This window comes from Chitinophaga cymbidii (assembly GCF_007992715.1).
GTDB lineage: Bacteria > Bacteroidota > Bacteroidia > Chitinophagales > Chitinophagaceae > Chitinophaga > Chitinophaga cymbidii.
Genome location: NZ_BKAU01000006.1, coordinates 43,967 through 63,667 on the forward strand (window position 1 = coordinate 43,967; position 19,701 = coordinate 63,667).

14 protein-coding genes are annotated in these 19,701 nt (G+C 53.7%); 9 read left to right on the forward strand and 5 right to left on the reverse strand.

The window, feature by feature from the left end; all coding sequences use genetic code 11:
• Positions 1-3: 3 nt before the first annotated feature.
• Complete coding sequence (locus CCY01nite_RS22900) at positions 4-3,063, reverse strand: SusC/RagA family TonB-linked outer membrane protein (protein WP_146866670.1); 3,060 nt, start codon at positions 3,061-3,063, stop codon at positions 4-6.
• A 465-nt stretch (positions 3,064-3,528) separates the two neighbouring features.
• Here CCY01nite_RS22900 and CCY01nite_RS22905 point away from each other — a divergent pair, with 465 nt between their 5' ends.
• On the forward strand, positions 3,529-3,723 hold the full coding sequence (locus CCY01nite_RS22905; RefSeq protein ID WP_146866672.1) for a hypothetical protein: 195 nt from the start codon (positions 3,529-3,531) through the stop codon (positions 3,721-3,723).
• 225 nt (positions 3,724-3,948) lie between these two features.
• On the opposite strand, the gene CCY01nite_RS22910 is transcribed toward CCY01nite_RS22905, so the two are convergent.
• Positions 3,949-5,220, reverse strand: a complete 1,272-nt coding sequence (locus CCY01nite_RS22910; protein WP_146866674.1) for a MutS-related protein — start codon at positions 5,218-5,220, stop codon at positions 3,949-3,951.
• 90 nt (positions 5,221-5,310) lie between these two features.
• On the opposite strand from CCY01nite_RS22910, the gene CCY01nite_RS22915 reads away from it, so the two are divergent.
• Complete coding sequence (locus tag CCY01nite_RS22915; protein ID WP_146866676.1) at positions 5,311-6,936, forward strand: alpha-amylase family glycosyl hydrolase; 1,626 nt, start codon at positions 5,311-5,313, stop codon at positions 6,934-6,936.
• Here the strand turns inward: CCY01nite_RS22915 and CCY01nite_RS22920 are convergent.
• The 3 genes from CCY01nite_RS22920 to CCY01nite_RS22930 form a co-directional block, all read right to left on the reverse strand.
• Positions 6,918-7,352, reverse strand: a complete 435-nt coding sequence (locus tag CCY01nite_RS22920) for a VOC family protein (protein ID WP_146866678.1) — start codon at positions 7,350-7,352, stop codon at positions 6,918-6,920. The two genes, CCY01nite_RS22915 and CCY01nite_RS22920, sit on opposite strands and share 19 nt — an antisense overlap.
• 165 nt (positions 7,353-7,517) lie before the next feature.
• A complete protein-coding gene (locus tag CCY01nite_RS22925) occupies positions 7,518-8,300 on the reverse strand; it encodes a DNA-formamidopyrimidine glycosylase family protein (RefSeq protein ID WP_146866679.1) in 783 nt (260 codons plus the stop codon).
• A 40-nt stretch (positions 8,301-8,340) separates the two neighbouring features.
• Entirely contained in the window at positions 8,341-8,898 is a 558-nt protein-coding gene (locus CCY01nite_RS22930) for a flavin reductase family protein (protein ID WP_146866681.1), read from the reverse strand.
• Between the two features lie 97 nt (positions 8,899-8,995).
• Between CCY01nite_RS22930 and CCY01nite_RS22935 the strand changes: the two genes are divergently transcribed.
• From CCY01nite_RS22935 to CCY01nite_RS22965, 7 genes are all read left to right on the forward strand, one after another.
• Positions 8,996-9,877, forward strand: a complete 882-nt coding sequence (locus tag CCY01nite_RS22935) for a DUF4886 domain-containing protein (RefSeq protein ID WP_146866683.1) — start codon at positions 8,996-8,998, stop codon at positions 9,875-9,877.
• 13 nt (positions 9,878-9,890) lie between these two features.
• The gene (locus CCY01nite_RS22940; RefSeq protein ID WP_146866685.1) at positions 9,891-11,159 is read left to right on the forward strand and encodes a DoxX family protein; all 1,269 of its coding nucleotides are present in this window, start codon (positions 9,891-9,893) and stop codon (positions 11,157-11,159) included.
• 3 nt (positions 11,160-11,162) lie between these two features.
• On the forward strand, positions 11,163-12,590 hold the full coding sequence (locus CCY01nite_RS22945; protein WP_146866687.1) for a phytoene desaturase family protein: 1,428 nt from the start codon (positions 11,163-11,165) through the stop codon (positions 12,588-12,590).
• A gap of 43 nt (positions 12,591-12,633) precedes the next feature.
• Positions 12,634-13,218, forward strand: coding sequence for an RNA polymerase sigma factor (locus CCY01nite_RS22950; RefSeq protein WP_186831217.1), 585 nt, complete (start codon positions 12,634-12,636; stop codon positions 13,216-13,218).
• Positions 13,219-13,395: 177 nt separating this feature from the next.
• Positions 13,396-14,565 (forward strand): FecR family protein, encoded by a 1,170-nt coding sequence (locus tag CCY01nite_RS22955; RefSeq protein ID WP_146866691.1) that lies wholly within the window; start codon positions 13,396-13,398, stop codon positions 14,563-14,565.
• Between the two features lie 239 nt (positions 14,566-14,804).
• A complete protein-coding gene (locus CCY01nite_RS22960; RefSeq protein ID WP_186831218.1) occupies positions 14,805-18,074 on the forward strand; it encodes a TonB-dependent receptor in 3,270 nt (1,089 codons plus the stop codon).
• A 147-nt stretch (positions 18,075-18,221) separates the two neighbouring features.
• The gene (locus CCY01nite_RS22965; protein WP_146866695.1) at positions 18,222-19,670 is read left to right on the forward strand and encodes a RagB/SusD family nutrient uptake outer membrane protein; all 1,449 of its coding nucleotides are present in this window, start codon (positions 18,222-18,224) and stop codon (positions 19,668-19,670) included.
• Positions 19,671-19,701: the final 31 nt, after the last annotated feature.

A 19,701-nucleotide genomic window follows, 5' to 3' on the forward strand; every position in this document is an offset into this window, starting at 1 on the left:
AGATTAGAAACTGGCCCTGAGTGATAGCTGGAACGTTCTGGGAATAGGCACATTCCCGAAGTCGATCCCCCGCAGCACAGAGCTGTTGCCGCCGGCATTTGTTTCCGGATCGTAGCCATCATAGCTGTCCCAGCTGATCAGGTTGCGGCCTGTCAGTGAAACGGAGGACGATTTGATGAACTTTGCAAACGAAGGCAGTTCCAGGGAAAGCGATACTTCCCGCAGTTTAACATAAGAGCCGTCTTCAACGCGCCACTCTTCGGTGTTGTAAACGGCGAAGATGTACCCCCGCGGCAGTTCGCCCTTTATTTCCCTTTCGGAATAGTCGCCGATGCCAACGCCCTGGCGTGTTCTCCTGTCGGCATTGAACACCTCCTGGCCCAGCGCTCCGTCGATCAGGAAGCTGAACGTAAGTTTTTTATAAGCAAGGGTATTGCTGAAGTTCAGCAGCCAGTCCGGGTGCGGACTTCCCAGTACTCTCCGCAGCAGCACCTTCTGCGCGTCGAGCGCCGCAATCGGGCGTCCTTCACTATCCACCGCAATGCCTCCCTTGGCGTCCCTTTCAAAATAGTTGCCGTAGAAAACACCCAGCGGTTCTCCCGCGAGGATCACCGAAACCGAGCCCGCCGCATTGGCCAGCGCGATCGGCGTTACCTGGCTGGAGGACGTTACCAGGTTCTTGTTCCTGCTCAACGAACCGCCAACGTTCCAGGAAAAATCCTTTCCGGATATGGGAACGGCGTTGATACCCAGTTCCCATCCCTTGTTGGTAAGGTCGCCCACATTTTCGGTGCGCGTGCTGCCGCCGGACGAAGGCGCCAGCACCCTGTCTACCAGCAGCGAGTTGCCAACAATCCTTTTGTTGTACACGGTGAATATCACGCCCAGGCGGTTATTCAGGAAGGAGAGGTCTGTACCGAATTCTATTTCGCTGGACCGTTCAGGTTCCACCAGTTGGTTGCCCAGCGCGGTATTGAGGTTGTAAGTGGCAATCCCGTTCAGGCTGCCGGACAGATAGGTGGAGAACCGGTCATAGGTGCCGATGCCGGTGAGATTACCTGCCAGCCCCCACGAAGCCCTGAGCCTGGCGGAGCTGAACCAGCTGCGCTGCATGTCTTTCCAGAACCCCATTTCGTTGATGTTCCAGGACGCGCTGAGCTTTGGATAAAAGTACGTGCGTGTGTCCTGCGGAAAAGACGTGCTGCCGTCTATACGCGCCGCCGCGGTGAGAAACGCGATATTTTTATAGCCGAAGGTCTGTTGCAGGAACCCGCCGAATACCTGGCGCTGATCGTAGCTATACCGCGGATCAAGGCGCGTGGCGGCGCCGTTGATGGTAGTGATGCCGTTCAGCAGGTCCCGCCCTTCGTTAAAAAGACCGGTGATCTTCTGGTATTGATGATTGAAGCCGGCGGTGGTAAGGGAAGAAAAATTGCCTGGCGATGTGCTGTAGGAAATATTTACATCGTTGTTGATCAGGAAAGAATTGACCAGTGCGCTGGACACATAGCCCAACCCTTCCTGCGCGGCGATGTAAGGATATCTTTCTATCAGGTTGTTGCCCTCCTGGCTGAAATTGTCCACCCCAAGGATGTAATCGATGCTAAGCCCTTTCACCGGCCTGATCTTCACCTGCAGGTCGCTGATCGTTCTGCTGACGGCCTGCGTAAGCTCCATGTCCTCGATCACGCTGAGCGGGTTCACGCGGGTAGGCTCCACGTTCTTGAGGTTGCCGTCCGCATCACGCTCTTCTATGTTATAAATATTGTTGGTGATGTTCACCGCGTTGATCGGGCTCCAGAATACGTTGCCATTGGGCTTCTCGTGGGAGAAGCTGTTCGTGTAGGCGATACCGCCGCTGATGGTGATGTAGTCGTTGATGATCTGCTCCACCCGCGTTTTGAAATTGAACCGACGGAAGTCCGTATTGCGTATGATGCCCTGGTTGTAATAATATCCGCCGGAGAAATAATATTTCGTTTTATCCGTGCCGCCGCTGATGGATACATAATTATCCGTGCCCAGCCCGGTATGGAATATCTGGTCCTGGTAATCATACCGCGTTACGTCCACCAGGTCAACAGAAAGTTTCCTTTCCTGTCCGTCCGGACGTATATACGTGATCGTGTTACCGGGACCGTTGCTGATATTGCCCAGCCGCAGGCTGGCGGAGCCGAATTGCTTGCCGTATTCGGAGATGTATACTTTTTTACGGAGGGAGTTGGTGATGATGCTGGTGCCGAAGTCAACTTTCAGCTCACCTTTTTTGCCGGATTTGGTGGTGATCAGCACAACGCCGTTGCTGGCGCGGGAGCCGTAGATAGCGGAAGCCGAGGCGCCGGGTATTACGTCGATCCGTTCAATGTCGTTCGGGTTGATGTCCGCCATCCGGTTGGTGCCCAGCTCGGCGCTTCCGCCCGCGTTCACATTCATGTTCGTGACGTTAGTGGTGGAATTGCTCACGATCACGCCGTCGATCACATACAGCGGTTCGGAAGATCCTTTGATGGTGCTCGTGCCCCGCATGCGGACCGAAATGCCGCCTGACGGATCGCCGGAGGTTTGCGTGATCTGCGCGCCGGGCACCTTGCCCTGCAGCGCCGCGCCAATGTTCCCCGATCCGGTGTTGACCAGCTGCTTTGCATTCACCGAATTAACGGTGTTGCCTAATTGTTTCCGGGATTGCCGGAGGGAAGAGCCTATCACTACCACTTCATCCATATTCAGCACATCTTCTTCCATCACCGCATCCGCGGATACGGCGTCGCCACTGACGGTAATGGCCTTTCGGACGGACCTGAAGCCGATGCCGGAGAATTCCAGCGTATGCGTGCCCGGCCGGATGTTAGCGGAAAAGCTGTATTGCCCGGTTGCGTCCGAGCTGCCTCCGGTAGTAGTGCCGGTAAGCTGTACCGTGATCCCCGGCACCGGAGAGCCGTCCGTTGCCGTTACCTTTCCGCTGATGCGGACCTGGGTCATGGCGGGGAAGGCCAGCGCCAGGAAAAGGAAGATGAGGGGGAGCGCTTTCCATCTTCGGTGTTGCTTTTTGAGTGGATTTGTCATGTCGATGAAGTTTTGGTATTTGGAAAAGAAAGAAACGCTTAGCCGGAGGTAACCGGCGCATCTGGCGATGCACCGCCGTATTGCTACCTGCACGTTCACATGATTATCCTGTAAAATCTGTCAGCAGCTCACCTGAAAGCCGCATGGAAGGTGGATGATGCTACGCCAGTGAAGCGGAGAACCGCTCTTGTCGCTTATATGAATACTGTAATGGGCCCGCCATGTGCTTTAATAATGACGCCGGTGTAGATTGAATAGTTACTGTCGCAAATGCTTAAACATACTAGGGGTTGTCGCTACTGAAGTTAACAAAAAAACGGTAATCCGGCAAAAAAATGCATAAATTTTAGGTTATCATGCATGTTCCGGCATAATATATTTAAAATTCAAGCATAACATGCTATGCTCGTCCATGGGAAAAATGTTGACCGGCATATTATTTGTTCCTGTTCCTGCAAAACGTTTATGGAAAAAAGAATACTGGGAATTGTCTTTTCGCTTCTTGGCGCCGTGGGCCTTATCCTGGCCGCCGTCAAGTTCGTAGATGGCGCGGAAGGCGCAAGAAGCATCAAAAGCATCGTCATCTACGCCATTCTCGGCGCTATCTTTTTCTTCGCCGGCATCGGCCTTATCAGGAATACGAAAGACAAGCCTTCCTGAAATTCCATGCTATAAAATTCCCCGCATTCATCGTTATCCCCGAATAATGGGCCCGTTCCCATACCTTCACTTTTGCCCGTTCAATGATGCCCAAAGAAAAACGCGGATATGCGGCCACGTTAGTGGCGTCAATCGATTTGCATGGCGCTGGCATGCTGGTCGCTGTTCTACATGAAAGATACGTTCTCGAAAGACCTGGATTATACAGAAGAGTGGTAGAAGGAATTACGGATGCGTCAGCAAACCGTTCAATCCTTCCTGTTCAAAGATGATCCGGCCGATCCGCAGATCGGACCAGCCATTTTTCAGTAAATAAGTAAACTCCGGCCGTCCGCTTTCAAGGCTGCACTGCATGCGGTAAACACCCATTGCAGCTGCAGCCGGCCGGAGGGTATTTTGCAGGGCGTACAGATGTGTGGAAACAAAGAAACGTGAATGAGGGAATTTAGACAGCCCCGCGATAGTGGTGGTGGATATTTCCAGCGCGTCCTCGGGGTTCGTGCCGCGGAACAGCTCATCGAAAATGGCAAAGCACCGTTTGCCGTCATGCGCCTGCCGCACAACATCTTTTAGTGTATTGATCTCCGTTTTAAAGTGGCTATATCCTTTTTTCAGATCATCTTTCAGATCGATCGCCACAGTCATGCAATCAAAAAACGGCATGATGCAGGACTGCGCCGGTACGCCCACGCCAACATGCGCGAGATACACACAGATACCGATCGCCTTGAGCAATGTTGATTTACCGGACATATTCGGACCGGTGATCAGCATCACGTTCGTTACCGTGACCAGGTCATTTTTTACCGGCTGCTGCAGCAAGGGATGATAAAATCCTTTCAGTTCAAACCTGCCCTGCGCATCCATCTCCGGGAAAACGAACTGGTGCCGTTGAACGCCGGTGGCCATAGACAGGTATGCTTCAAAAGTGAACAGGTGATCCCAGAACGCGGTATTATTTTCCACCGTCAGCTCCCTTTTCAATATTTTCAATAACGCCACCATGTGCGTTGTGCCGAACTTCCCTTCGCGGTTCAGTTCTTCGTACCGATGCAGGTTAAAGCGGGCCAGCATCCCGGGAATATATGCTATCTTCCTGCCGAAATCAGGAGGAAAAGCGTCAGCATGCAGCAAAGAAAAATACCGGTTGTATAACCGGTGCATGAAAAGAATGAACTGGGTGAGCCGGGTTTGTAGTTGCTGCCGGGTGCTGCTGTTAAGCATCAGCCCGATGCGGGAACTTTCTTCCATATGCTCCACGCTTTTACAAAGCTGATGGACTTCCATCAGGTCACCCCTCGCGTAGGAATAGGATTCCAGCACCTTCCAATTTTTCAGCATGCCCTTGATGATCTCCTGCCGGTGGAGGATGTCCGCCGCGGAAGGAAGCGGCGTACGGAAAAGATCAGTCAGCACACCACGGGAAAAATCGTTACAGGTATAGTCGAATAGCGGCAAGATGTCCCTTTCAATATGCAGGTCCCGGATATTGATCATATGTTCGCTAATGTAGGATATTATTCAATACGCCGGCGACTGGACATTTCTGGCAGACATCTTGTGCTGTTCCACAAAAAACGCAGCAAGATGGCAGACACAAAAAAAGCATGGTGGCAAACAGGCATTATATATCAGGTATACCCGCGGTCTTTCCAGGATAGCAATGGCGATGGGGTAGGCGACCTGAAAGGCATCCTGGAACGGCTTGATCACCTGCAATGGCTTGGTGTGGACGCCATCTGGCTGTCTCCCGTCTTCCCTTCGCCCATGGCGGATTTCGGGTATGATATCAGCGACTATACCGGCATCCATCCGTTGTTCGGCCGTCCGGAAGACCTGGACGCCTTGCTGCAGGCCGTGCATGAGCGGGGCATGAAGCTGCTGCTGGACCTGGTGCCGAACCATACTTCTGATCAGCATGCCTGGTTCCTGGAATCCCGTTCCTCCCGCGATAGTCCCAAACGCAACTGGTACATCTGGCAGAACGCTCCGGCGGACGGCTCCCTGCCCAACAACTGGCTGAGCGTATTCGGCGGCAGCGCCTGGGAGTGGGACGGACCATCACAGCAATATTACTATCATTCTTTCCTGAAAGAACAGCCGGACCTGAACTGGCGCAACCCCGCAGTGCAGGAAGCCATGTTCAACGTCATGCGTTACTGGCTGCAGAAGGGTGTGGACGGCTTCCGGGTGGATGTATTGTGGTTCATTTTCAAAGATGAGCAGCTGCGCAATAATCCACCTAATCCCGACTACGCGCAACACATGCCCGCCTTCGATCAGCTGTTGCCCGTGTACTCTACGGATCAGCCGGAAGTGCAGGAGATCACCCGCAAAATGCGCGGCGTGCTGGAGGAATTTGACGGGGACAGGGTGTTGGTAGCTGAAGTATATCTTCCGATCAAACAGCTGGTCACCTATTATGGCATCGACAATAAAGGCGCGCATCTTCCATTCAATTTCCTGCTGCTTTCGCTGCCCTGGGATGCGCTGCAGATCGCCACTACTATCGATCAGTATGAAGGTGCTTTGCCGGCAGACGGCTGGCCCAACTGGGTGCTCAGTAATCACGACAGGCCGCGCATCGCCAGTCGTGTTGGTGCGGAACAGGCAAGGATCGCCGCAATGTTGCTGCTGACGCTGCGCGGCACGCCCACTATTTATTACGGCGATGAAATCGGCATGCGCGATGTAGCCATTCCCTTTGATGAAATCAAAGACCCGCAGGGCCTGAACATGCCCGATAAGAACCTCAGCAGGGACCCCGCGCGCACGCCGATGCAGTGGGATGGCAGCAGGAACGCCAGCTTCACGGACGGCAGCCCCTGGCTGCGGCTGGACAAAAATTTTGCGCGCGTCAATGTACGCGCGCAAAAGGAAAATAATTCGTCCATGCTCAGCCTGTACCGCCGCCTGATCAGCCTGCGGCGGCAGGAACCCGCATTATCAGAAGGAACGTATACATCTGTTTATGCTGATAACCAGCTGCTGTCTTTCATCCGGCAAAAGGAGGGAAGCCCTTCGTTCCTGGTGGTGCTCAATCTCACGCACCGGCCCTGCTATTTCCGGCCGGCCGGTTTCCCATTCGGCGGTACCGTGGAAATATCAGCTTCCGGCGAATGGGAAGGCAGTACGGTGAGCAATGTGATTGCGCTGGAGGGGGATGAGGGATTGCTGATCCGGCTGGATGCGCATCAGCCTTTCCTGTTGTAATCATAATTCACCATCCACTGTACGCCGAATTTGTCTGTCAGCATACCGAAATAAGCGCCCCAGAAAGTTTTGCTCAGGGGCATCGTTACCTGGCCGCCTTCGGCAAGACCATTGAACAGCCGGGTAGCTTCTTCCTCACTGTCGGGATGCACCGCCACAGAAAAGTTGTTGCCTTTCACGACGGTGCCCATTTCAGCAGGCGTATCGCTGCCCATCAGGTACGTGTCTTTCCCGATCGGAAGGGAAACATGCATGATCTTGTTTTTTTCTCCTTCGCCCGGCTGGTATTCCGCGGGGTTGTCGCCGAACCGCATGAAGCCGCCGTCCATGAACTCGCCGCCGAATACGGATTTGTAAAAGTTGAAGGCTGCCTCGCAGCTATCCTCGAATGTCAGATAGGGGGTTACTGATGCCATGATGTTGTTTTTAAAGGTGAATTGAATTTGAAGTTGATACGTCAAAAGTAGGATCATTGGGGCATATGGCGGCGGTATCTTTTCGCCATGGAATGGGGGAATTGCGACAAATTAAAGCCGCCCTTTGCCTGCATTTGGCGATGTGACGGCAGCGGTTTTGCCATCTTATGATTCGTACAATACCTGCTCGTCTGTAAAATATGTTTTCCTGCCGCCGGTGGTTTTCACTTGTATAGCCGCGCCGGTGGGGCTTTTTTTCTTTTTGGAATGATGGATCAGCAGGAAGTCCCTTATTTCTCCGCTGATGATATCCGGATGCTCTTTGCGGATCTGCTTTTCCGCATGCTTCAATACCTTTTTGACCGATTTAGCCAGCGCCGTAACTTTTGCGGGGGGAATGGCCTGGCAGGAGGAGAACGGTGATATGCGTGCATCCCACAGGATTTCATCCGCATAGGCGTTGCCGATGCCGCGGATCGCATCCTGGTCCAGCAGCCAGTTTTTGACCGATCCTTTTTTGGCGGACAGCCGCTCTTTCAGGAAACGGGCATTGACCTGTTTGTCCAGCGCATCGGGGGCGGAGGGGATGTCCGGGTCCAGTGTAGGCCGTGCCATATAACGGAAATCAGTCAGCACAAGTCCTGTATCATCATCAAACTGCAATTCAATGATCGTGTGCCTGTGCGGATTTTTGCCTTCAAAGAGATGGAGATCGCCGTTCAGCATCAGGTGCAGACCGAGCACATGGCCATTGCCAAATTGTATATGCAGCTCCTTACCCTCGCGCCGTATTTCCCTGATGGACTGCCCTTCGATGGCTTTTTTAAGCTGGCTGACGGAAACGTTCAGCTTTTTTGTTTTGGGTGCGGCGATCTTTTTCACCACCTTACCTTTCAGCTGCTGCTGAAGATTGTGGCTGAATACCTGCAAATCGGGGAGTTCTGGCATGTGTTGATGTTAAAAGATGCTAACGAACAAAAAATATGCCCTAGAGGTTCTCCGGCCGGAACCGCCTGCGGTAGCTGACATTTTTCCCGGATACCATAAACACGCCGTCCCCGCGGTAGTGCACGGTGCGGGGATATTTGGGCGATGCGGCCACATGCGCTTTCACCACTTCCAGGATGAAGAAGCTGTATTTCTTGAGCAGGCCCGTATCGGCCACTTTGCATTCGAAGTTAGCATAACATTCTTTTATCAGCGGCGCTTTCACTTTATCCGCTTCCACCGGCGTAAGCCCCGTATCCGCAAACTTGTCCGTTTCGCTGCCGGTGGTATTGCCGATCCGTATCACCGCGTCTATCATGTCGTATGTGGGAATATTGATCACGCATTCTTTGCTTTTGCGGATCATTTCGTAGCTGTGATTGGCGGAAGTAATGAAGCAGCCGATGCGGGAAGGGGAGAACTCCATTACGGTATGCCAGCCCATGCTCATGATGTTCTGCCGCCCTTTCCACGAAGAGCTGACGAGCACGATCGGGCCGGGTTCCAGGTATCTGCGGATCTCCCATACCGGAAGGTCTTTTTTCGGGTGTGATGCCATGTTAAATTAAACACAAACTTTATGCCCGCAGAAGCGGATCATTTGGATTATTCCCCCTTTAATAATAATTTAAGCCGTTACAAAGACTGAAACGAATATGATATTATCAAGATGCAGAGCACTCTTCCTGCTCGTATGCGTATGCCTGATCTCTACCGCGGAAGCACAAACGAAAAAGCTCCGCCTGTTCATTATCGGCAACAGCTTTTCCGGCAATGCGGCTACTTACCTGCCGCAGCTGGCGAAGGAAGGCGGTTATGAGCTGGAGGTAGGCCGGGCGGAGCTGGGCGGTTGCTCGCTGGAAAGGCACTGGCGGCTGGCGGATACCACTGAAGCGGCCAGCAAGGCTTACAAAGGCAGGTCATTAAAGGAAATGTTATCAGAAGGTACCTGGGATGTAGTCACCATGCAGCAGTACTCCCTGCTTTCCGGTGATCCGGATACCTATCGTCCCTATGCAAAGAAATTATACGATCTCATTAAATCCCTGCAACCTAACGCTACCATTGTATTGCATCAGACCTGGGCTTACCGTACCGATGCAAAGGCGTTCGGAAAGATCAACGGTAACGAGCGGGCCGCTACGGCGCAGGACATGTACAATCATGCCAGGGCAGGCTATCATACGATCGCGGACGAGCTGAAAGTGCGGGTGATCCCCACCGGCGATGCGTTCTGGATCATGAACAGCGACCCGGTATGGGCCTATAAAAAAGATACCGCGTTCGATTTTGAGCACGCGGTGGCGCCGGCTTTGCCGGACCAGCGGAACTCCCTGCATGTGGGGTACACCTGGGCAAAAGACAAGCTGCGGTTCGATCCGAACCACGCGAATGCCGCCGGTTGTTACCTCGGTTCGCTGGTATGGTACCGCTTCCTGTTCCAGGCGCCGGTTGAAGACGTGCAATTCAAGCCGGAAGAGGTGTCTGATGAGCTTGCCGCAAAGCTGAAGAGCGTTGCCGCGGAAGTCGCGCTTTAACAAAACCCAGCATATGATCGTTCCTATCCCTCGTCCATGGACAGCAGGGCAGAGGATTGCATTCCGCTTTTTCTTTGCTTTTTTTGTGCTGTATTGCAGCTCTTTCATCCTCGGCATGGTACCCTTCCTGTCGGAACTGGAATACAGCTTCTGGCATGCGTTTGTGCCCTGGGTAACGGTCCACGTTCTCGACATGCCGCCGATCACCGTGTTTCCTAACGGCAGCGGGGATACGACTTACAACTATGTACATCTGCTCTGCCTGCTGGCATTGTCCCTGTTCATCATGCTCGCCTGGTCCGTGCTGGACAGAAAGCGGGACCATTACGAAGGAATGCACTACTGGCTCCGGGTGATGCTGCGCTATTATCTCGCCGGCACAATGATAACGTACGGTTTTGCGAAGATCTTTCATATACAGATGGGGTATCCGTCTTTGTCACAGCTCGTGCAGCCGTTCGGGGACAAATCGCCGATGGGGCTGGCCTGGTCTTATGTAGGGTTCTCCAAAGGCTTCAGCGCTTTTGCCGGGTGGTCTGAAGTGATCGGCGGCGTTTTCCTGTTCTTCCGCCGCACTACCGCTCTTGGCGCGATGATCTGCATTGCGGTGATGATGAATGTGGTGGCGATGAATTTCTTTTTTGATGTGCCGGTGAAGCTGTTCTCGTCTGTGCTGCTGCTCATGTGTTTTTTCCTGCTGGCGCCCGATGCGGGACGGCTGTTGAACGTACTGCTGTTAAACAGGACGGCCGAACCAGGATTATTCCGTAATTTCCTGCCAAGAAGATGGATGCGGATAACAGCTGTTGTTATCAAAATACTTTTCATTGGAGCAACGTTTTATGGAGAGATATCCAGCGGCCTGAAGCGCCGCTATCAATGGGGAGATCTCCGCCCGAAGCCACCATTGTACGGCATTTATAACGCCAGATTGCTGGTCCGCAACCACGACACGCTTCCCATGCTGCTGACGGACTCCTCCCTCTGCAAGCAGCTCATCATCCAGACGCCGCAACGCGCGACCGTTAAATTCATGAACGATTCCCAGGAATACTGGGCTTTCATGGTAGATACTATCAGCCGCACTGCGACCGTTTTTCCTTATACGGACACACTGAACAAATATAAATTATCTTACAAGGCCGATTCCGCTTCGCTGGTGCTGGAAGGCAAGCTGTTTGAGGATTCGGTATACTTTCAGTTTTCAAAGCAGGATATTCGATCGTTCCGTTTGATGAACCGTGGCTTCAGATGGGTTAATGAATATCCGTATAACCGTTAACGGATGCAAGCTGATTATGATGCGATCGTCGTTGGATCGGGGCCGAATGGTCTCGCTGCTGCTATAACCCTGCAGCAGCGCGGCCTTTCTGTATTGGTGCTCGAAGGAAAGGACACGGTGGGCGGCGGTATGCGTACCGCATCTTTCACCTTGCCCGGTTTCCTGCACGATGTATGTTCCGCGGTGCATCCCATGCTGGCGATGTCACCTTTCTTCCAGCAGCTGGAACTGGATAAATACGGGCTGGAATGCATTCATCCTTCATTACCTGCGGTGCATCCTTTTGATGACGGCACGGCCGCCTGTTTGCACCGCTCCCTCACGGCCACCGCATCCGGCTTGAATGGCGATGCTACCGCGTATTTCCGTTTATTCGAAAGACTGGAAAGAAACTGGTCCGGCATTGCGGCGGATGTGCTCGCGCCATTCCGGCTGCCGGCAAATCCCACGGAGATGGCGCGTTTCGGATGGGTGGCATTGCGCTCCTCGTTATCTGTAGCCGGTGAGTTCAATACCCGCGAGGCCAAGGGCCTTTGGGCCGGCATGGCGGCGCACGGCATGCAGCCCCTGTCCAATGCCGCTACCGCGGCAACAGCGATGGTGCTCATGCTTGCAGGGCATCTCTACGGCTGGCCGGTGGTCAAAGGCGGCTCGCAGAATATCGCGCGGGCCATGGAAGCATATTTTCTGGAACGCGGCGGTAAAATAGAAACCGGATTTTTTGTAAAAGATCTGCGGCAACTGCCGTCTGCCCGCGCTATTCTTTTTGATGTCACGCCCCGTCAGCTGCTGGCCATCGCAGGACATAAATTTTCTTCCATCTACCGCTGGCAGCTGGAAAGATACCGCTATGGAATGGGCGTGTTCAAGATCGACTGGGCGCTGGACGATCCGGCGCCTTTTGCGAATGCCGCCTGCCGCCTGGCGGGAACGGTGCATCTTGGCAATACCATACAGGAGATCGCGGTGTCTGAACAAAAGGTTTGGGACGGCAGGCATCCGGACCAGCCTTTCGTGCTGTTCTCGCAGCCCAGCAAGATCGACCCCACGCGCGCGCCGGCCGGGAAACACACGGCCTGGGCGTATTGCCATGTGCCGGGAGGATCGGTGAAAGATATGACGGAAGAAATAGAGCGGCAGGTGGAGCGCTTTGCGCCGGGGTTCCGCGAACGCATCCTCGCCAGGCACGTGATGAACACCGCCGACATGGAAGCATATAATCCGAATTACAACGGCGGCGACATCAACGGAGGGGTGATGGACCTGTCGCAGCTGTTCACGCGGCCCGCATTGCGCGCATCCCCTTACCGCACCTCCGTAAAAGGGATGTACCTTTGCTCTTCGTCCACACCGCCGGGCGGCGGCGTGCATGGCCTCTGCGGTTATCATGCCGCAAAGCGGGCATTGAAAGATATATTTTTACTACATTAGCCGGATAATCATTATCAACCAACTTACGTACAGAGGAAGCAAGGTGCACGATCCCGCATACAATGATAAAGAACTGTTCCTGTTGATTGCCGGAGGCGACGAAGCGGCCTTTCGTCAACTTTTCCAGTCGTATGCGCCACAGCTGCAGCCCGTTATCCTGCACCTGACCAAAAATCCCTCCGTTGCAGACGACATCATCCAGGAAACTTTTCTGCGGCTGTGGATCAGCCGGGACAAGCTGCCGGACATCGAACATCCGCGTTCCTGGATTCTGCGCATCGTCTTTCACCAGTCCTTCAGCTGGCTGCGCCGCCAGGCCGTGCATCACAAAGCCCTCGACGCCATGTCCCTCCGGCCCGCCGCCGGCATCTCCACCGAAGAAGAAGTCATCTATCATTCCATTGTAAAAACCATCGCGGAAGCCGTGCAGCAACTGCCCGCCCAGGCAAAACGCATCTACCTGCTCAGCCGCGAAAAGGGATTGAAGATTCCCGAAATAGCGCAGGAGCTTGGATTATCCCCCCATACCGTCAAAAATTCTCTCGTGCGTTCCCTCCGCAGCATCCGCGAGTTCCTGGAACAGGCCGGGCATTTTTTGCCGTTGCTGCTGCTTTATTGGCCGCTTTAGTTTCGCGCTGCAATTACGCCGGCAAAATCTGCCGGTACCCCCCCTCAAAAAAAATTTCCATCCCGATAGGTCCTGTTTTTCCACTTCCGCGTCTGTGTATATGGACCTCCTGTACTGATACAAGTCCACGTTAGCGAAATACCACGTTCTTAACACTAAAAGAATAATACATTGATCATGCAAGACCGCCTGGCGTACCTCGTTGGCAAAGCTGTGGCGCAAACGGCCACGGACGCTGAACTGGAAGAGCTCACCCGTATGATGGTGGAAGACCAGACCGGAGAAGTGGCATTACAGGTAGAAGCGCTGCTGCCAAAGATGGCGCCGGACCAGCAGGACGCCGCGCACTGGGATGCGATCGCCGACCGGATATTGTCAGCCGACCGCCCCGCGCAGGTAGTGCCCATGCGCCCCCGCAGATACCGCATGTGGGCTGCAGCCGCGGCGGTACTGGTGACCGGCGCGCTGGCCACTTTCTGGCTGATGCAGGATCAACGCCCGGCCCCGGACGCCACCGCACAGCAACCGCTCATGAACGATGTGGCGCCCGGCGGCAACAAAGCCATGCTCACGCTTGCGGACGGCACGCAGATACCGCTGGACAGCAGTGCAAACGGCACATTGGCGCTGCAGGGCGGCACAAAACTGCAAATGCAGGGGAACGGGCTGCTCGCCTACGAAACATCCGGCCAGTCCGGAACAGCGCCGCTCGTTTATAACACCATCACCACCCCGCGCGGCGGGCAATTCCAGGTAACCTTGTCAGACGGCAGTAAGGTATGGCTCAACGCCGCCAGCAGCCTGCGTTACCCGGCGCAGTTCTCCCGCGGCAAAAGAGAAGTGGAGCTGACGGGTGAAGCATATTTCGAAGTGGCGAAAAAAGACGGCGCGGCTTTTACGGTGAAAGCCAGCGGTGTGGAAGTGGCTGTGCTCGGTACGCATTTCAATATCATGGCCTATGAAGATGAAGCGCAGGTGAAGACCACCCTGCTGGAAGGCGCCGTGAAAGTAAGCCACGGCGGCAGCAGCAAACGCCTCTCGCCGGGGCAGGGAGCAAGCCTGGAGAAAAGTACCGGCGCGCTGAACGTGGAAGATCATGTGAACCTGGAGGAAGCGGTGGCCTGGAAGAACGGCCTGCTGCAGTTTGAAGGGAATGATATCCGTTCCGCGATGCGGCTCATCGCACGATGGTATGATGTGGAAGTGGTGTACCGCTCACCGGTGCAGGCGCACTTCAGGGGTATCATCCCGCGCAACGTCAATGTGTCCAAAGTGCTGCAGATGCTGGAAATGACCGGCGAAGTGCATTTCGAGATCAAAGGAAAACAGATCATCGTTTCACCATAACAAGCAACCATAATCAGCACAATATGAGTCCCTAAGCAGAACGGACATGAAAAAACCGGAAGCGTTCGCACCGCTCCCGGCTAAGCTCAGGTCCATAATTAGCAATCGTTTTCGGCAATTTTCATTATTTACCCAAACCATACAAATGTATGCATTTAAGGCTTTTTTCCCAAGGCAGGCCAGCCTGTGCCGCCGGGGGGCAGAATTTTCCACGATTATTAGAAAAAACGCTACTGATCATGAAATTAACGGTGCTTTTGATGACCATTGTCCTGCTGCAGGTACGCGCGGCGGGACATGCACAAACAGTTACCCTTTCCAAACAGAACATCTCCCTGGCCAGGTTGTTTAAGGAGATCGGTAAACAGACCGGTTACACCTTCCTGTACACGGAGGAGCAATTATCCCATGCCCGCACCGTCAACCTCGACGTAAAAAGCATGCCCCTGGAAGAGGCGCTGGACCTGTGTTTCAGGAACCAGCCGCTGACCTATGCCATTACTGATAAAATTATTGTGGTGAAACGCAGGGCGCTTTCCGGCACGGAAACCGCTGTGCGTGAAACCGAGATCAGGGGTACCGTACGGGATGAAAAAGGAGAACCGCTGCCCGGTGTTACCATCCAGGTGAAAGGCACTTCTAAAGGCGTGGTGACGAATGGACAGGGGAACTTCCTGATCACCGTAACGGACGACAACGCCATACTCGTTGTTTCCTCCATCGGCTTCGACCGGCAGGAGATCGCGCTGGCCGGCAGAAAAGAGATCATCGTGACGCTGACCGCTTCGGCGTCTAAAATGAACGAACTGGTGGTCGTAGGATATGGCGAACAGCGCAAAGCCACGCTCTCCAACTCCATCACTACTGTTTCTTCCAAAGAATTTGAAGATCAGCCCGTGAACCGTTTCGACCAGGTGCTGCAAGGCAGGGCGGCAGGCGTGCAGGTGACCAATCCCACCGGCGCTCCCGGCGGCAGCGTGCGCATCCGCATCCGCGGTTCCAACTCCATCAACGGCGACAACAGCCCGCTCTATGTAGTGGACGGTTTCATCGGCGCGGAGTTCTTCGCCATCAACCCGGACGATATCGCTTCCATCCAGGTACTGAAAGATGCGTCCGCCACCGCCATCTACGGCAGCCGCGGCGCCAACGGTGTGGTGATCGTGACCACGAAGAAAGGTTTGAAAGACGGATTGAAAGTGAATTTCACCAGCCGTCTGTCGTCCTCAGAGGTCATCAAGAAAATGGACCTGCTCAATGCCGGTGATTTTGCACAGGTAGCCAATGAGCATGCGACGGCGGTGGGCACCACGCCTCCGTTCACAGCAGAGCAAATCGCGGATTTTCGTGCAAAGGGTGGTACCGACTGGCAGGATGAAATATTCCGCACCGCCATGAGCCAGGAGCATATGTTAAGCCTGAACGGCGGTAACGACAAGACCGGTTACTTCATTTCCGGCAACTACCTGGACCAGGATGGTGTGATCGAAAATTCATCTTACAAACGTTATACCCTCCGCTCCAACATCAATTCCCAGCTATCCAAAAAGATTTCCACTTTCCTGAATATTACCGGTTCTTACAGTTCCGCTCTGAACGTGGATATCCCTGCCGATGGAACGATCAGCCCGCTGGCACAGGCTTTCATTTGGTCGCCAACGGTGCCGGTGAGAACTGCTGCCGGCGGTTACACGCTGAAAGATCCCGTGAGCTCCGCGTTCAACAATCCTGTGGCGATCACCGAGCAACGCAAAGCGGTGACGGACCGGATGATGGCCAATATGATCGGTGGATTCAAGTACGATGATATTGTACCGGGGCTTGCTTTCAGCATCCAGTACGGCGCCAACTATCTCGGATACGAAAACAAGAACTTTACCGGCAAGCCCATCAATAACAATGTGGCCTCCGCCAGCTATCGTTCCAACAAGGAAGTCCGCCTGCAGAACACCAACATGCTGAACTACCGGAGAACATTCAACAAGGTACACAGCCTGGATGTGACGGCGGTGCTGGAATACCAGCAGTCCACCTACAATTATGTATCCGCCGGTTCATCCAACCTGTCTTACGAATCCCTCGAATGGAATAATCTTGCACAGGGCACGCCCGGCACCCCCGGCTCCGGCTATTCGAAAGCGGCCATATTCTCCCAGGTTGGCCGTATAAACTATGCGTATAAAGATAAATATCTTGTATCCGCAGCTACACGCCGCGATGGTTCTTCCAAATTCGCCGAGAACAACCGCTTCGGAAATTTCCCGTCGTTTTCAGCGGGATGGGTATTGTCCGAAGAGCCTTTCATCCGTGACCTCAATATATTCAGCAACCTGAAGCTGCGCGGCAGCTGGGGGCTGACAGGCAGTGACGCCATTGCTGCCTACAGCACGTTCTCCGCCTATGCTTCCCGCAATGCATCCTTTACCAATTCATCACACGTAACCGGTATCGCGATCGGCAACATCGGTAACCTTGACCTGCAATGGGAAACGACCGAACAAAAGAATGCCGGTCTGGAGATCGGTGTGATGAACGGCCGGATCAATCTTACCGCCGAGTACTTCGTGAAAGATACCCGCGACCTGTTATTGAATGAAACCCTGCCGTTGTATCTCGGTGGAAATACGATCACCCGCAACGTAGGATCTGTGCAGAATAAAGGATGGGAGTTTTCTGTTGACGCGGTGGTTGTGGATAAAGGGAAATGGAGCTGGAACAGCTGGATGAACTTCTCGTTCCTGAAGAATAACGTAGTATCTGTCGGTTCGAGGGAAATGATCCTTGACCAGAACCGCAAGATCGGCGGCGGGATGTCTCCGCAGCCTGAATTTGTAGTACGGCCGGGAGAATCGCTGGGCGCCATATGGGGACTTACTTACCTCGGCACCTGGAAGCCTTCGGAAGCGGACGCTGCTGCGGAATTTGGTGCGGTACCGGGAGATTCGAAGTATCTCGACAGAAATGGCGATAATACGATCGGTGCGGATGATTATGAAGTGATCGGCTCCGGTATTCCCAAAACCTCCTTCGGCTGGAATAACACCGTCAGCCACGGTGCGTTCTCTTTGAATGTTTTCTTCCAGGGATTATTCGGTTTTGACAAGCTGAACTATAACAATGCCGCCACGATGTATCATGGCGGTGATGCAAGGGAAGCCACCAATGTGGATATCAAGGACCGTTACATCCCCGGTGTAAATGAAACTTCCGATATTCCCGCGTTCAGCACTACGAACAAGAACTTCACGCAATCTACCCGCTTCCTCGAAAAAGCAGACTTCCTGCGGTTGAAGAACATCAGCCTTTCCTATAGTATCGCGAAATCGAAATTATGGAATACGGTAGGCGTGAAAGTATTTGTGGGCGCCACGAATCTTTTCACGATCACCAAATACAGCGGCATTGATCCGGAAGCCAGCGCCGCCGCGGGAGATACCCGCCAGGGCATCGATTATGGTTCTTACCCGAATACGAAAACCATCACGGGCGGGGTGACCGTAAGTTTTTAACTTTTCAAATGAAACCGAGCATGATACATTTATGGCACCGGGCCATGTTAATGCGAGGTTCCATCTGGCCCGTAAAAAATTAAACATTAACAGATGAAACAGATGAAACGGAGTTCCATCCGGCTAAAACCAATAAAATATTTACGGATGAAAAAGATATTTTTTATACTGATTGTATTCTTCGCCGCCGGTTGTAAAAAGCAGCTGACGGAAGATCCGCAGGGCCTGGTGGTAGGCTCCATTGCGCTGAGCAATATGGCTGGTCTGGAATCCGCGCTGAGCGGGGCTTATGCCAGCCTGCAGGTAGGCTTCGAAAGCGGCTTTGTGACCGTTTCACAGATCGCGATGTGCATGGGTGCGGACGACCTTACCACACATCCGGGTTCTAACAAGGAAGAGTTCCGCGAATTTGACCAGTTCAATGTTTCCTCATTGAACAGCCGCATGAATCCCATCTGGCGCGGTTGCTACAAAACGATCCAGTCCACCACCAATATCATCAACAATTATACGGCGGTGACGGACGGCGAAGAAGCGAAGATCCACGAGATCGTGGGTGAAGCCTATTTCCTGCGCGCGCTGTGTTATTACTGGCTTACCCGCTACTGGGGCGCTGTACCCATCATCCCTACGGAAAAATACCTGGAAGAATACCTGAAGCTGGAAAAAAGTTCCCCGGCTGAAGTATATAAACTGGTAGAAGCCGATCTCGCCAAAGCGGAAGAGTGGGTGCCCAACACCAAACGCAATCCCGGCCGGCCCAACAAAGGCTCCGTGAAAGCATTGCTGGCCGATGTATACCTCACGCAAGGCGGATGGCCGATCAATGACGCGTCCAAATATGCGCTGGCCGCCGCAAAAGCAAAAGAGGTGATCGACAACAAGGCTGTGTATGGCTTTGATCTTTACCAGGACGGTTTCCTGAAGATATTCGCCGGCGGTACCCCCGAAGATGTATTCACCATCTTCACGCGCGGCAACTGGATCACCTATAACTCCTTCTACGGCGTATCCGGTATGCCCGACGAAGAAGCCGGCTGGAGCGACTTCTTCCCGGAAATGAATTTCTACAACAACTTCCCCGAAGGCTCCCGCAAGGATGCGACCTTCTCCCTGGAATTTACCAAACCCGGCACCACCACGCCTATACCCTGGCAGGACCTCGCCACCAAGCATCCGTACTATAAAAAGTTCAGGATTCAGAACGGAAAGGCGGATGTGTACATGTCCAACAGCCCCGTGCTGATGATACGGTACGCGCATGTGCTCCTGATCTACGCGGAAGCGCAGGCCCGGTCTTCCGCCGCTCCCAATACGGACGCCTATAACGCGGTCAATGCCGTGCGTTTGCGTGCCGGTCTTGGTAACATCTCCGGCCTCGGAAAAGAGGACTTCCTCAAAGCCGTGATCGACGAAAGAGCCTGGGAGTTCGCAGGTGAATGGAACCGCTGGTTTGACCTCGTGCGGCTGGACATGGTAGCCGCTGCGAATGAAAACAAACACCCGGACGACCTGGAACCCATCGGTACCATCACGCAGGATAAGTACTGGATGCCTATTCCGGGCGCGGATGCCCTGGTGAACCCGAATCTGTAAACGGACGGGCGGCTAAAAAATACCTTTAGCC